Annotated in this window: 11 protein-coding genes; 2 read left to right on the forward strand and 9 right to left on the reverse strand. The window is 70.0% G+C overall.

Translation table 11 applies throughout. The features are described 5' to 3' along the window. Positions 1-1,139 precede the first annotated feature (1,139 nt). Together AB0H52_RS30475 and AB0H52_RS30480 are read right to left on the reverse strand one after the other, a co-directional pair. Positions 1,140-2,039, reverse strand: a complete 900-nt coding sequence (locus AB0H52_RS30475) for a hypothetical protein (protein ID WP_151491783.1) — start codon at positions 2,037-2,039, stop codon at positions 1,140-1,142. Further along, positions 2,036-2,437 carry a hypothetical protein gene (locus tag AB0H52_RS30480; protein WP_151491784.1) on the reverse strand — a complete coding sequence of 134 codons (402 nt, stop codon included), beginning with the start codon at positions 2,435-2,437 and terminating at the stop codon, positions 2,036-2,038. The genes AB0H52_RS30475 and AB0H52_RS30480 overlap by 4 nt, the downstream gene beginning before the upstream one ends. A 74-nt stretch (positions 2,438-2,511) precedes the next feature. Between AB0H52_RS30480 and AB0H52_RS30485 the strand changes: the two genes are divergently transcribed. Beyond that, positions 2,512-5,310 carry a CHAT domain-containing protein gene (locus tag AB0H52_RS30485; RefSeq protein WP_151491785.1) on the forward strand — a complete coding sequence of 933 codons (2,799 nt, stop codon included), beginning with the start codon at positions 2,512-2,514 and terminating at the stop codon, positions 5,308-5,310. A 16-nt stretch (positions 5,311-5,326) separates the two neighbouring features. On the opposite strand, the gene AB0H52_RS30490 is transcribed toward AB0H52_RS30485, so the two are convergent. The 7 genes from AB0H52_RS30490 to AB0H52_RS30520 form a co-directional block, all read right to left on the reverse strand. Then, a complete protein-coding gene (locus AB0H52_RS30490) occupies positions 5,327-6,436 on the reverse strand; it encodes a tetratricopeptide repeat protein (RefSeq protein ID WP_357951707.1) in 1,110 nt (369 codons plus the stop codon). Positions 6,437-6,714: 278 nt separating this feature from the next. Next, a complete protein-coding gene (locus AB0H52_RS30495; protein WP_357951709.1) occupies positions 6,715-8,019 on the reverse strand; it encodes a nucleotide disphospho-sugar-binding domain-containing protein in 1,305 nt (434 codons plus the stop codon). Between the two features lie 81 nt (positions 8,020-8,100). Then, on the reverse strand, positions 8,101-9,264 hold the full coding sequence (locus AB0H52_RS30500; protein WP_357951711.1) for an ABC transporter substrate-binding protein: 1,164 nt from the start codon (positions 9,262-9,264) through the stop codon (positions 8,101-8,103). Between the two features lie 164 nt (positions 9,265-9,428). After that, positions 9,429-10,499 (reverse strand): branched-chain amino acid ABC transporter permease, encoded by a 1,071-nt coding sequence (locus tag AB0H52_RS30505; protein WP_357951713.1) that lies wholly within the window; start codon positions 10,497-10,499, stop codon positions 9,429-9,431. Next, positions 10,496-11,377: a branched-chain amino acid ABC transporter permease gene (locus AB0H52_RS30510; RefSeq protein WP_151491790.1), complete on the reverse strand. Its 882-nt coding sequence runs from the start codon at positions 11,375-11,377 to the stop codon at positions 10,496-10,498. The genes AB0H52_RS30505 and AB0H52_RS30510 overlap by 4 nt, the downstream gene beginning before the upstream one ends. A 41-nt stretch (positions 11,378-11,418) precedes the next feature. Continuing rightward, positions 11,419-12,144, reverse strand: coding sequence for an ABC transporter ATP-binding protein (locus AB0H52_RS30515; protein WP_151491791.1), 726 nt, complete (start codon positions 12,142-12,144; stop codon positions 11,419-11,421). Next, positions 12,141-12,929 (reverse strand): ABC transporter ATP-binding protein, encoded by a 789-nt coding sequence (locus AB0H52_RS30520; RefSeq protein WP_357951716.1) that lies wholly within the window; start codon positions 12,927-12,929, stop codon positions 12,141-12,143. Before AB0H52_RS30520 ends, AB0H52_RS30515 begins: the two co-directional genes overlap by 4 nt. Before the next feature lie 376 nt (positions 12,930-13,305). On the opposite strand from AB0H52_RS30520, the gene AB0H52_RS30525 reads away from it, so the two are divergent. Continuing rightward, positions 13,306-14,820 (forward strand): DUF1996 domain-containing protein, encoded by a 1,515-nt coding sequence (locus AB0H52_RS30525; RefSeq protein WP_151491793.1) that lies wholly within the window; start codon positions 13,306-13,308, stop codon positions 14,818-14,820. The last annotated feature ends 107 nt before the right edge of the window (positions 14,821-14,927 follow it).

Consider the following 14,927-nt stretch of genomic DNA (forward strand, 5'->3'; position numbering starts at 1 on the left):
TCCTCACGATCGGTCAAGGTCAACATGTTGCGCACAGCGGGAATCCTGTCCCACCGACCCACCAAGATCAAATGCTACGACCGCCTGAACTCGCCCCTACCTGACGCACCTGGCGCAGAAAAGTATGATTAACGGTCGAGTTAAGAATCTGACGGATTACCTCGGGGCGCGGGCGGCGGCCGCGCACGGAACAGGAGCGGGCAACTGCGAAGACCAGGCGGCCGTCGCGTTCGCTATCGCAAACACGCTCGTTTACAATGCTAGGCAGAAAGGCGAGATTCATCCTCAGGTCCAGATCGCTTTCGTTTCGGTACCTGAGCATCGGTTCACGGTTGTTGGCATAAAGGACAACCGCGACCACCAGTTCGTGGTGGATACCTGGCTAAAAGGGTCTCGAGTGGTGGCTGCACACGAATACAATTTCCCGTTGGACACGGCGACGTATCAGTGGCACACCGCCGACGGCAGGAACCTGGCAGCTGATGCGGTAAGCCGCGGCCTGGTCGACCCGCAGGCGTTCAGCAAGGTGCACAAGAACCTCAAGATGCACCCTGCCACCCTGGCGAGCTTCCTGAGCCCTCAGACACATGACGAGCACATGCCCGCCCCTACCGCCCCCCGGCCAGCAGCCGCCGCCCCCCAGCATGGGTACGTCCCGATGAGGGGTGTGAGCTTCTCCCACGTCACCACACCTGCTGCCGCTGCCACCCCTTCTCACGCAAACCCTTACGCTGCTCACGCCGCCCCTCCCGCAGGGCCTTTCTACCCGTATGGTCCCGCCGCCGGCGCCTATGGCCCTCCCGTCGGTTCTGCTCCTCCCGCCGCCGGCGCGTACGGCGCTCCCGCCGGCTATGGCCCTCCCGCCGGCGGCGCTTACAGTGTCCGCGCCGGCTATGGCCGTCCCGCCGGCGGCGCTTACAGTTATGGCGCTGGAACGTCCACCTATGGCGCTGGAGCGTCGACTTCTCGGCACTGAAGATCGCCGGTTGTCCATGTGCAAGGGCCTACGGCGGCGGCGAAGGTGAGCATGTTCGCCAGCGCCACGACGATGACCGCGACGCCGACCTGGATGGCGAGTACGACCCAGTCCCAACGCAGCACCTTCCCGGAAACCCCGCACCCGGCACCGAAGCCCGGGATCACCGGTCCTTGCGCAGCAGGACGGTCAGGGCCTCTCCGTCGGCCGTGCCGAAGGTGCCGTCGGTGGGATGTCCCAGCGCGGCGCCGAGGGTACGCACGTGCAGATCGACCACCGCCTCCACCAGGTCGGCCAGCACGGACACCGTGCTGCGACCCCGTCGCCAACCCACCACGCACAGCCCGAGGCCGAGGATCACCGCGGGCCACCACAGCAGACCGAGCGCCAGATACAGCAGCCCCCAGCCCACCCGTCGGGCGGCGGCGGCGAAGTCGGCCTGCGCGAGGGCAAGCGGGTCCCGGGTCTCCTCGGGCAGCAGCAACCACAGTCGGGGCCAGGCGGCGGCGAGGTCCAGGCCGTAGCGGGCACGCACCCGTACCGCCGTGGCGAGCATGCGGTCACCGATCCACGTCGGCCGGTCCGGTTCGGTCAACGCGATCCGGTCGCAGGCGCGGGCGAGCGCCTGGGTGTCCGGCAGCGGTCCGGCGGCGTCGCCGGATCGCAACCGCCGCGCCTTGTCCCGCAGGGCGGTCTCGTACCGGTCCATGGCGGCGTTCCACCGGCGCCGCCGCCGGCGGGTCACGGCATCGCCGACCCGACCCCAGTCCTGGGTCCAGAAGGCCACGACCAGGCGTTCCAGGCTCTGGGCGGCCATCGCGGCGACGACGCTGGCCAACACGACACCGAGCACGATCAGCAGCGCGGAACCGGTGCCCCGTGCCGGCGCCCCGAGGGCAAGCCGCTCCACCTCCTGCCGCAGCAGCCGCAGGTCCCACCAGTGGGCGTGCCCGAGCCGCACCGCCGCGGCGGCCACCGCCACGAACACCACCCCGGGCAGCGCCAGTCCGGCGAGCCACCGCTCGGCCAGTTTCCCGCCGAGCGAGGCGATGAGGGCGTTCACCGGTCCATCCGAAACGCCGGCAGCGGGCAGTCCCACACGGCGCAGCGCGGCGGCGGGCCGGCGTCCGGCCGCGGGATCTCCACCCGGTCGCACAGGTCGCCGGGGCACACCTGGACCACTTCCGGGCGGCGGCCGCGAACGCCAGCCAGCGGCAGGTAGCGGTGCCCCCGGGCGGGTGTGTCACCACCGACCAGCCCTCTGGCGCGCATCAACTCGGTCACCTCGGCGAGCACCACGTCCACGCCCTGGTCGGACAGCGAGGTGTCCCGCAGTCGCGTCAGGGCCTGGGCCGGCTCCGGCCCGAGCAGGTCACCCACCTGCGCGATGTCCGCGCAGATCCGGGCCAGCCGGGCCGCCCGGTCATCGTCGAGTCGCCTGTCCGGCACCGATTGACTCACCGGCCGATTATCTCCTGTCGATGTCGGCGCGCGACTGGCATGCTGGGGAGCGTCGCGGACGGGGAGGTGCGCCGGTGAGTCGCTGTGCGAGGGAGACGGTCGAGCACTGGCGTCGTGCCGCGGCCGGGCAGCCGCGCGGCGACCGGCGATGGGCCGAGGCCCAGGTGGAGCTGGGGGCCGCGCTGCTCCGCAGGTACGGCGCGGACCACGCGCGGGAGGACCTGATCGAGGCCACCGTCGTGCTGGAGGCCGCGATCCGCACCATGGCCGACTCCTTTCTGGCTGAGGAGTTGGGTACGCCGCACGGCGTCCTCGCGCTGGCCACGTACACCGATGTGCTGCTGGCCAGAGCCCGGGTGGAGAACGAACCGCAGCTGCTGGACATCGCCGAGCGATATCTGCAGTTCGCCGACGACGCCTCGGCCGACCTCGCCACCAGCGCGTTGCTGAGGCTCAAGACCTGCCAGGTCTATCGGGTCCGGCACGACTTCGACGGCTCGGTCGACACGCTCTACCGGCTCACGGCCATCGCCAAGCTGGCCGAGCGGTGGATCAGCGAGGAGAATCGGCCCGCGTTGCGCGGCATCCACGCGGAGGCGCTGTTGCGTGCGTACCAGCTCACCGGGGTGGAGGACTACGTCGACGAGGCGTTGGAGCTGGTGTCCTCGGTGGACGCGACCGGGCCCAACCAGGACCAGATCGTCGTGCTGCGAGCACGTTGCCTGCTGGCCAGGGCGGCCGGGACCACCCACACCGCCGATGCCGAACGGGCCGTCGCCGTGCTGCGGGAACACACCCCGCAGAGCAACGCCCCGCGGTTCCTGACCGGGCAGACGTTGCTCACCCTGGTCGACCGCACCGGCCGCGTCGAGTTGCTCGGCCAGGCGTGGCAGGAGTTTGCCGCCGTGCTGAACACCGTGCCCGAGCGGCATCCGGACCATCGGACGGCGCTCGCCAGCCTCTCCACCGTCGGCATGAAGACGCACCAGCTGACCGGCGACATCTCCGCGCTGGAGACGGCTATCGGCCTGCTGCGCCGGGCGCTCGCGCTGTCCGTACGCGGCGAGGCCAACCACGCGTTGTACCTGGACCAGTTGGGCTACAGCCTTCGGTTGCTCTACGACGCCACCGGTGAGCCCGCCTACGTGGAGGAGGCGCTCGACCTGCTGCGCAGGGCGCTGGACGCCCTGCCCGCGCGCGATCCGCAGCGGGTCGAGACCGGGTTGTCCATCGCCCAGGCGTTGCGGGCGACCTACCTGCGTACCGGTGATCCGGCCCTGCTGACCGAGGCCGCCGAACGGGCGCTCGCCGCCGGCCGCACCGAGTCCGGCGCCGTGCCGGTCCGGATCCAGGCGTTCGACAAGGCGGCCTACTCGCTGACCGCGCTGAACCGGTGGGAGGAGGCGACGGATGCCTTCGACGAGGCCATCACGTTGCTGCCGCGGCTGGCCTCCCGCGGGCGTACCCGGCACGACCAGTACGCCGACCTCGGCTCGACGGTCGGGATGGCGGCGACCGCCGCCTCCTGCGCGATCGGCGCCGGGCAGCCGGAGCGGGCCCTGGAGCTGCTGGAGCGGGGCCGGGGCCTGCTGCTGCACCAACGGTTGACGGCGGACGGCGAGTGGGCGGCGCTCCAGCGTGCCGACGGGCGCCTGGCGGCCGACTTCCAACGGATGCGCCGGGACTTCGAGGCGCCCGTCCCCGAATCGCCCCGCCCCACCACCTTCGGCCGGGACCGGGAGACCGAGTGGAACGTGCTGCTGGCGACGATCCGGAAGCTGCCCGGCCTGGGCGACTTCCTGCGTCCGCCCAGCGCCCGGCAGCTGCTCGACCAGGTCGACGGGACCGTCATCGTGCCGATCGCGAGCGAGTTGCGGTGCGACGCGCTCATCCTGCGCCAGCACCGGGTGACGGTGCTGCCGCTGCCGGATCTGTCGCTGGCCGACGCGATGACGCAGCTGGGGTTACTCCAGGAGGCCACCACCACGGCCTACGATCCGGCGGCGGACGCGCGCAGCCGGCTGCGCGCCCAGTCGGAGCTCGGCGGCGTACTCGATTGGTTGTGGAATGCCCTCGTCGGGCCGGTGCTGGACCGGCTCGACGCGCCGGGGGCGGCCGGGGAGCTGCCGCGCGTCTGGTGGTGCCCGGTCGGCCCGCTGGCGTTCTTCCCCCTGCACGCCGCGCAGGCCGACGCCGGCCGGTCGGCCCTCGACCGGGTGGTCTCCTCCTACACCCCGACCGTGACCGCGCTCGCCCGCAAACGCACCGCAGCGCGGCCGTCCCGGCCGGACGCCCGGTCCTGCGTGGTGGCGATGCGCGCCACCCCCGGCGGCCCGGGGGCGTTGCCCAGCGCCGAACGTGAGGCCGAGTCGGCGGCGCGGGCGCTGCCCCAGCCGTGGCTCGGGCTGGACGCGACGGCCACCCGGCAACAGGTCCTGGACCGGTTGGCCGACTCGGCCTACGCGCACTTCGCCTGCCACGCGGTGGCCGAACCGCACGACCCGGCGCAGGGCCGGCTCCTCGTACACGATCATCAGGACAGCCCACTCACCGTGACCGACGTGTCCCAGCTGGACCTGGACGCGGAGTTCGCCTTCCTGTCGGCCTGCGCGACCGCCCAGGCCCCGTTGACGCTGGTCGACGAGTCGCTGCACATCACCGGCGCCTTCCAGCTCGCCGGGTTCCGGCATGTCATCGGCACCCTGTGGGAGGTCGACGACGCGGTCTCCCTCGCCCTGACCACCGCCTTCTACGCGCACGCCGACCCCACCGGGTCGGCGGCGTACGCGCTGCACTCGGCCGTGCGGGGGCTCCGGGACCGCTACCCGCTGGCGCCGACGCTGTGGGCGGCGCACATCCACACCGGCGGCTGAGCGGCACCCGTCGGTGTCAGCGGGTCCGCCGGACCAGCGCCCGGGCCTTCTCCGTGTCGGGATGAGTCGGGCCGTGCGCGCGTTCGCAGCCGGCCAGCGCGGCCCGCGCCTCCCGGCCCGCCCGCCGGTCGCCCGCCTCGACCAGCAGCAGGGCGAAGAGCGTCCGCATCTCCAGGGTCGCGGGATGGTCGACTCCTCGGCCCCGTTCACTGTCCGGCAGCGTATCGGCCAGCAACCGGATCGCCTCGTCCCGCCGGCCCACCCCAGCGAGGGCTCTGGCCAGGGAGTGCCGGGCGTGCAGGGACACCCCGTCGGTGGTGCTCAGGGCGCGCCCGGCGTCGTCGGCCAGCGACCGGGCCGCGTCGACCGCCTCGGCGGCCCGACCGGAGTCGAGCAGGACGACCAGCAGGTTGCTGTGGGCCTGCAACGACACCGGGTTGGTGGGGCCCAACGTCCTGGTCAACCGCCGGACCACGTCCCGCAGGGCACGCTCGGCCTGCTGGCTGTGGCCCTGCAGGTGCTGGATGCCGGCCAGTTTCATCTGGCAGGCCAGAGTGTCGGTGTCGTTCCTGCCCAGCGTCCGCGCCATGCCGTCGGCGACCCGCCGCAGCAGGGGCTCGGCCTCGTCGAGCCGACCCAGCTCGATCAGCAGCCAGCCGAGGTTGTTGCCGCTGCGCAGCGTCTCGGCGTCCGCGTCGCCCAGCACCCGACGCCGCGCCTCGTAGACGTCTCGTTGCACCCGTTGCGCCTCGGCGTGGGAGCCGCGCTGCCACAGCGCGAAGGCCAGGCTGTGCTTGCTGCGCAGGGTGTCCGGATGTTCGGACCCGAGCGCCGAGCTGCGCAACCCGACGACCACCTGATAGACGGCCACGGCCTCGTCGATGTCGTTGGTGCGCATCAACTCCTGCGCGTAGCGGGTCCCCGCCTCCAGCGTCCGCGCGTCGGTCGCGCCGTACTGGTCGTGGAAGGCGTGGTACTGCAACCCGAAGGCGGTCGGACCGCCGATCGTCGTGCTGACCGGGCGACGACCGCCCCCGGAGACGGTGATCTCGATGACCGGCCCGGGCGTCGATTCGCGCGGCGGCTCGTCGTCGCGTTTACGGCTGCGGTTGAACCATCTGCCCACTGCCCGCACCTCCTGCGCTGTCGACGGCCTCACGGCCCGTCACGGACAGCAGACTACGCGTCAACGGCCATCAATGGGTGAGGCCGACCACCGTCCCACACCGGCCTGACCCTCGACGACTCAACCTGACCATTCAAGATCTCTGCCGCTGGTCGCCTGAGCCTTCGACCCGTGCAGGGTCGGAGGCTCAGGCGACGCGGCGACGACAGCCGGAGCCGCCCGACGCACATCATCGAGCCAGTGGTCGGGCGTCTCGGCGATCCGTTGTCGCCGGTCGGTCAGCTCGTCGACGCAGCGAGGGACTGCTCGACCGCGGCGGCGATTTCGGCAAGTGCGTCGTGGCGTGCGTACTCATCGCTGAGTTCACCGGCGCGTTTGCGGTACCGCGGGTCGTCGAGCACCGTTTCGACCGCCGACCTGATGGCTGCCTCGTCGGGACGTGACGTCGCCAGATTGATGGCTGCGCCGGCCCAGGCGACGCGGGCGGTGACCTCGGTCTTGTCCTCGCTCTGCCCGGCGAGCACAAGCGGGACGCCGTGCACGAGTGCCTGCTGCACCCCGCCATAGCCGCCGTTGTGCACGAGGAGGTCGACGTGCGGCAGCAGGAGGTCGAAGTCGATGAACGGGGTTGTCCGCGCGTTGTCCGGAACGTCGGAGAGGGCCGCGTCTCGCCCGGTCGCCACGACAACCAACACATCGAGGTCGGCCAGGGCTTTCATGGTCGGCTCGATCAGCTCACCGAAGTCGCGGTTCGCCTGCGTCCCCTGCGACACCGCGATCACCGGCCGTGCACTGTGGACGACGTCTTCCCACCACACCGGCGGTGGCCCGTGGTCACGCCGAGCCCCGATGGGCAGTGCGCCCACAAAGTGCAGACTTGCGGGCGCGTCGCTACGCGGGTATTCGATTTCCTCGATGGAGAGCTGAAGGTACTGGTCGGGAAGGGTCACCACGCCGTCGAGGATGAACGGCGGTGGATGTGCCGCGCCGAGGCCGCGTAGCACCTCGTCCACGCCGCGTTGGGTGTGTGGTAGCCCGCTGTCTCGAAAGACGCGGTTCAGTTCCTGGTTGCGCCGCCGGCCTCGCGGGGAGGTGTCCGGAGGCAGACCTGAACGAAACGGCGCCGTGTCGACGCTGGTCATGGTGATCGGCAGGACGCCGATCCCCAGTACGGGAACCCGCCTGGCCACCGGCACCCCGAGCAGTGCCGGCCACATACCCATGAACATGGTCTCCTGCAATACCACGACAGGCAGGCTTCCGGCCTTGGCTATCTCGTTCTGCATGGTGTGGTGCTGTGCCGCGAGGGTCTCGACGAAGACGTGGGACATGGCGAGGTCGAACGCCTCGTCCCGTGGCAGGGCGAGGAGTTCGGGGTGCCGTTGATGCAGGGTTCGGGAGTCGACGTCCGCCGCGCCAGAAAGCGGGGCGAAGTGGACGCCGTCGCGTTCGACGCCGTCGCGGTACGCGGAGCCGGTCACGAAGGTCACGTCGTGACCCCGTCGGACGAGGTCGGCGGCGATGGCCCGCATCGGAACGATGTGGCCGTAGGAAGGGTGCGCGCCAACGATGACCTTACCCACTGGTCACGCTCCTATGATCGCCGGTCAGGGCACAGTGCATATTGATCAAGAGCAATTTTTTCATGGAGGTCGCCTCCTCGGTCAGCCAGCCTGCGGGATGCCGTTGGCCGGGGGTGCCGCGCGAGGGGTGTCGTACTCGGTCACGGGAGCGTCCGCCTCATCCGTCTGGTAGGTGGGGCCGAAATAGGACTGCACTCCGTTGGTGACCCTGGTGAACCGCTCGCCGCCGTACCCCGAGTGGTCGGTCGGCGAGTGCCGCAACAGCGCGAGGCCCGGCCCCTGGTAACCGCCCCGCTCGACCGCCTTGATCAGCGATTCGCGGGTGAGGTCCCGACCGGCGGCGAGCAACTCCTGGACGAACAGGTAACCGATCGACATGCCGAAGATCGCATTGCCATCCAACGGCGCACCACCGTTGTACTCCTTGTTGACCTTCGTGAAGAGCTGGATCCAGGGGTCGGCGGTCTCGGTGTAGAGCGGCAGGTAGTTGAGCCCGACGAGGCCTTCGGTGAGCTTCGCGTCAGCACCGAGCTGCTTGGCCAGCGTCTGGTAGTCGCCGCCGGTGTTGAACACCAGGAAGCTCGGAGTGAAGCTGAGCTGCTTGGCGACGCTGAGCGAGCGGGCGGTGAAGCCCGGGATGGTGGCGAGCACCACCACCTGGCAGCCTTCCTGCTTGAAGCTGCTGATCTGCGGCTCGACGTTGGTGTTGCTCGTGACGTACGTCCGTTTGACGGCCACCGCGCCGAGGACCTTTTCCAACCCGGCGAGACCGTCGCGGCCGAAATCGTCCTCCTGGCCGAGGAAACACACCTTCTGCCCCTGGTACTGGGACTTGATGTGGGCGCCCAGCACCTTGCCCTCCACGACGTAGTCGGGTTGGAAGGCGAAGGTGTTCGGATACTTGGTGGGCTGATCCCAGTTGCGGGTGCCGGAGGCGGGGAACAGGTCCGGTACGCGGTTGCTGTTGAGGAAGTCCAACACCGAGGTGTGGGTCGGGGTGCCCAGTCCGTTGAGGATGGCGAACACCCGGTCCTGCAGGACCAGTTGCCGCACCACCTGCTGCGTGTTCGCGGGGTTGTAGCCGTCGTCCTTGATCTTGTAGGTGATTTTGCGACCGTGCACGCCACCCTGCGCGTTGACGTAGTCGAAGTACGCGCGAGTGGCGGGGGCGATCGTGGAATAGCCGGCCGCGGCCGGACCGGTCAACGGGGTGTGCGTGCCGACCACCACCTCGGTGTCGGTCACCCCGGGCACCGCGGCGGACCCACCTGATCCGTCCGCGCCACAGGCAGCCGTCCCCACCAGTATCAACGCCGCTGCGGCCGCAGCCGACACCCGCCTGACAGTCAACATGATCAACCTCTTCCTCCGTCCGTCGCCGGCCGGTGCTCGCATTGGTAGCGATGGTGTCAGGGGGTCTCCGCCCCGGGGTTGGGCCGTCGTGCGCGCCACCGGTCGGCCGCGGCCCGCAGGACGCGTCGTTGCAGCCCGCTCACTCCGGTGGGCGCAACGGCCATGACCGTGATGAGCATCAGTCCGAACGCCGCCGTCGGCAGGTTGCCCTCCCAGCGCTGCGCCTCGCCGGGTGGGAACGAGAACAGTCCCGTGACCGACTGGGCGAGGTCGGGCAGGGCAACCAGGAGCAGCGCTCCCCAGATCGCACCCGTCAGGCTGTCCAGGCCACCGATCACGACCGCCATGAGCAGGAACACGGAGAGCGTGAGCGGGTACGAGCCGGGCGAGGCGACCTGCGTCAGGACCGCCAACAGAGCACCACCGAGGGCGGCGCATCCGGCGCTGACGGTGAACGTGACAACGCGGGTACGGGCCACGTCGATCCCGCTCAGGCTGGCCGCGACCTCGTGGTCTCGTACGGCCCGCATGTCGCGGCCCAGGCGGCTGTGGACGAGATTGGTGAGCAGCAGAATGGTGGGGAGGGTGATCGTCCAGGCCAGCCAGACCTGCCAACGCTCGTACGGGAATGTCGCACCGAGGGCGAGTGGCGGCTGGGCGGCCTGCACCGGCAACCCCTGCTCACCACCGAGGAGGGCGTCGAAGGTGGTCGCCAACGACGGGACGATCACCGCCACGCCAAGCGTGAGCCCGGCGAGGTGTGGCCCCTGCAACCGGGCGGCGGCGAGCCCGATCACGGCACCGGCGGCGACGCCGACCGCCAGCGCGCCGAGCAGCGTCACCACCAGGATCCAACCGGCGGCCAGCTGACGTCCGCCGAACGCGTCCTGGATCAGCGCCACGGTGTACGCGCCGCTGGCCATCAGCGCTCCGTGACCGAGGGAGAGTTGACCGTTGAGCCCGGTGAGGACGGTGAGGCCGGCGGTGGCGCAGAGATAGGCGGCGATGGTGGCGAACTGGAAATTGCGGAACGGATCCAGAACCTGACTGGCGATGAGCACCAGCAGAGCGGCCAGCGCCGTGAGCAGGACGCGACGCAGTGGGCTCGTTCGAAGGAGCATGTTCATACCCGCCTCACCTTGGCCCTGGTGATCAGCCCTTCCGGCCTGACGAGCAGCACCGCCAGCAGCAGGAGCAGGGTGGCCAGCGGGCTGAGGTCACCACCGAGATATCCCGAGACGTACGACAGCGTCAGACCGACGGCCAGCCCGCCGACGACCACGCCGGGTGGGCTGTCCAGCCCACCGATGACCGCCGCGGTGAACGAGGCGACGAAGACCAGGTCCATGGCGTGCGGATGGAGCGCCAGCTCGGTTGGAACGACAAGCATGCCGGCGATGGCGCCCAGGCCCGCGGCCAGCGCCCAGCCGAGGGTGAGCATCCCGCCGACGTTGACACCGAGCAGCCGCGACACCTCGGGGGCGAACGCGCCGGCCCGCATCCGCAACCCGACCGGCGTACGGCCGAACAGCCAGGCGAGCGCCGCGACGGCGGCGGCCACCGTACCGATGACGAACAGATCGAACGGCGAGAGCAGCACGAACTCACCGACGGTGATCGCCGTACGGTCAAACGGGGCGGGTGTCGGCAGGTACTCGTTGCCGTAGGCGATGCCGAGCACCGCTTGGATGATGAGCACCAACCCGAGCGCGATGATCACGGAGTTCAGGTGCGACGCCGTCCCGGCGGCCAGGCGCATCACGCAGAAGTCCACCGCCGCGCCCAGAACGAGCCCCGATGCCACGGCCGCGCCGAATCCGGCCCAGTACGAACCGGTCGCCGCGGTCACGCTGTGCGCGACGTAGACGCAGGCCACCGCCATCGCGCCCTGGGCGAAGTTGACGACTCGGGCGGCCCGCCAGATCAGGACGAGCGCCAGCGCGAAGGCCGCGTAGGCCGTCCCTCTCGCGAGGCCGTCCAATGTCAGAAACACGAACCGTTCCAACAACATCCCTTTCCGGGCCGGGTGCGCGAAGCGTCGGCGGGTCAGAACCCGAGGTAGAGCTGACGAAGGTGCGGGTTGTCACGCAGGTCTTTCGCGGGGGCCGTGAAGACCAGTTGCCCCTGCGACATGACGATGCCCCGGTCGGCGACCGACAGCGCACCGCGCAGGCTCTGTTCAGCCAGTAGTACAGCCACGGCGGACTCGTCGCGAAGCCGACGCAGGAGGGCCATGGTCTGTGCGACGGCCTTTGGCGCCAGGCCGAGTGACGGTTCGTCGAGGAGTAGGAGCCGGGGCCGACCAACGAGCGCTCGTCCCAGGGCCAGCATTTGACGCTCGCCGCCGGAGAGCTGATGCCCCGCGTGTCGCCGCCGCAGGGCCAGTGGCTCGAACATCTCGTAGACCTCGGCAACAGCCCGGCGGGCGTCGGCGCGGTCCCGGCGCCACAGGCCGCCGAGGCGGAGGTTTTCGTCGACGGTCAGCTCGGCGACCACGCCGTGGCCCTGTGGGACGTGCGCGAGGCCGTGCCGGACGCGCCGCTCGACCGGCACCTCCCGCAGGTCCACGTCGTCGAAGCGCAGCTCACCGGCAGCGGGGCGGATCAGGCCCGACAGCGCGCGCATCAGGGTGGTCTTGCCGGCGCCGTTGGCGCCGACGACGGCGGTGATGCTGCCCGGTTCGACATCGAAGCTGACGGAGCGCAGAACGGGCGCGGCATTACCGTAGCCGGCCACGAGGTCCCGCACGGTCAACAGGGGTGCGGCGCTCATGCGGCTGCTTCGACGGTGGCGCCCAGGTAAGCCTCGGCGACTCTCGGATCGTCGCCCACCTGATCGGGTGTGCCGGTGATGAGCACTCGACCGAAGTTGAGGACGACGACCTCGTCGCACACTCCCATCACCAGATCCATGTGGTGTTCCACGAGGAGGACGGAGCAGGGATGGTCGGCTCGTCGCGGCAGGTCTTGGATCAGCGTGCTGAGCTTGTCGATGTCTTCGGGGCCGAGTCCGCCGGCCGGCTCGTCGAGTAGCAGCAGTCGTGGACGTGCCGCCAGCGCCCGGGCCAGTGCCACCCGCTGACGAATGGCGTAGGGCAGCGACGGCGGCGATGCGTCGGCGAACCCGCTGAGGCCGAGTTCGTCCAAAACCTCCCGCGCGTGATCGCGTAGTCGCCGCTCGTCGCGCCCACTCCTGGGCAGCCCGAACAGAGCGGAGGCGAAGCCCGCACGAGCCCGGTTCGTCGCGCCGGCCATGACGTTCTCCAGCACGCTGAGCCCGTCGAAGAGGCCAACGTCCTGCAGGGTGCGGGCGACACCGAGCCGGGTGAGCTGGTGTGGGCGCAGCCGTCGAAGGGCGCGCCCGTCCATGAGCAGCCGCCCGGTGTCGGGCCGCAGCAGCCCACAGATGACGTTGAACAGCGTGCTCTTTCCCGCGCCGTTCGGACCGATGACGCCGACCACCTGCCCGGGAGGCACCCGCAGCGACACGTCACTCAGCGCGGTGAGGCCGCCGAAGCGGAGACCAACACCTTCGAGCATCAGGCCCGACGAGTCCATCTTCCACTCCATTGCCAACTGGGAAGCGGCCGTCCTGCATCGCGGCTCCGGACCAGTCCACAATAGACAGACTGAATTGACTGACTCTGGAGGACCACTGGATCGATCCTGAGCTGCGGCATCGTCGAGGTGGCCGGGGTCACTGGCCTGCCCGGCGAAGCCGCCTTGACCACCCGGCCAGGTCGACGGCGACAGCTTAAAGAAGATTTAAGAGAAAATGATTCCAAAAATTGTTATCCGTAGCCCCTACGTCGGCCGCCAGCGGATACGCGGCGCTGCCCTCTTGAATCTTCTTCCGCACGTTGATGCCGATACGCTGACCGCTCATACTCTTTTCGGCATCAGCCCTATCCTCGACCCGAAGGAAATACTGGTAATGCGGACTACCGCTGCGCACGTCGCACCGCCGGACCCGGCGCTCAAGCGTCGTCGCCTCACACGCATCACGCTCGCCTCCACCGTCGCCGTCGCCCTCGCCGGCAGTGGCATCTACATCGCCGGCGCCCAGGCCGAAGAGACCGCCGTGCCCGGCCGAGTCCAGGCGGAGGAGTTCGCGGCGCAGTTCGGGGCGCAAACCGAGGGCACCGGCGACACCGGCGGCGGCAGGAACGTCGGCTGGCTGGCCAACGGCGACTGGCTGCGGTACGACGGCGTGTCGATCACCGGCACCGACCTGACGGCCCGGGTCGCCGCGCACAACACCGACGGCGGCACCGTCGAGCTGCGCCTCGGCGCGCAGTCCGGCACGCTGCTGGCCAGCTTCCCGATCGCCGGCACCGGCGGTTGGCAGAAGTGGACGACCGTCACCGCGAAGGTGTCCACGGTTCCGGCCGGCGCGCAGACGGTCTTCGCTGTCATGCGGAGCACGTCCCGGTCGGACTTCGTCAACCTGAACTGGTTCACGTTCGGCCCTGCGGCCGGCACGACGCCGAGCGCTTCGCCGACGCCGAGTCCCGCCGCGTCGACGCCGACGCCCGCGCCGGCCACCCCGGGCACGCCCACCACGCCGGGCACGCCCAACACGCCGGGCACGCCGGCCGCGGGCTGGGTGCCCGTGGACCAGGCCCGGTGGGCCAAGGAACTGGCCGCCTTCAACGCGATCAGGCCGAAGGCGGTGCCGCCGGGAACCACCCGCGTTCCCGAGTTCCACACCGACTGCGAGGTCGCCAACTCCGCTCCGGACGACCCGATCGTCGTACCCGGCCTGCCGGGCGCCTCGCACATGCACACCTTCTTCGGCCCGAAGATCGACGCCTTCACCACTACGGACAAGCTGCTCTCCGCGAAGACCACCTGCAACGCCCCGGGCGACCTGAGCGCGTACTGGACCCCGGAGTTGCGCAAGGACGGCAAGGCTGTTCCGATCAAGAGCTTCCGCGTCTACTACGGCTCGCGGGTCAAGGATCCGTCCACCGTGAAGCCCTTTCCGCCGGGCCTGCGGATGGTCGAGGGTGACGCCAAGCGGCAGGTCGACACTCCGAAGAACGGCGGCGGCAACCAATTCTGGTGCGCCGGCAGCGCCGAAACCGGACGCAGCGCAGACGGCAACTGGCCGGTCTGCGCCCCGGGCGGCAACCTGATCTTCCAGCTCGTGTTCAAGGACTGCTGGGACGGCAAGAACATCGACTCGCCCGACCACAAGTCGCACATGGGCGACCCGGTCAACGGCGTCTGCACCGGCAAGTACCCGGTGGCCGTGCCGGACCTCTCCTTCATGGTCAACTACCAGTCGCTGGGCGGTACCGGGCTCAGCCTCGCCTCCGGCAAGGCGTCCTCCATGCATGGTGACTTCATGAACGCCTGGGATCCGGCACACCTCGGCGGCCTGGTGAAGTCCTGCCTCAACCAGAACGCCAAGTGTGGCACCGAGGTGACCTTCGCCGGCGGCTGACCTGCGAACCCGCACCGACGAAACGGGCGGCCGGACCCCGGAAGCACCGGTGGGTGACGCCGGGCACGCTCGACGTGGCCAGCACGCAGTCGTGGTCACCGTCGAGG

It is taken from the genome of Micromonospora sp. NPDC050695, from assembly GCF_040654415.1.
In the GTDB taxonomy this organism is placed as follows: Bacteria; Actinomycetota; Actinomycetes; order Mycobacteriales; family Micromonosporaceae; genus Micromonospora.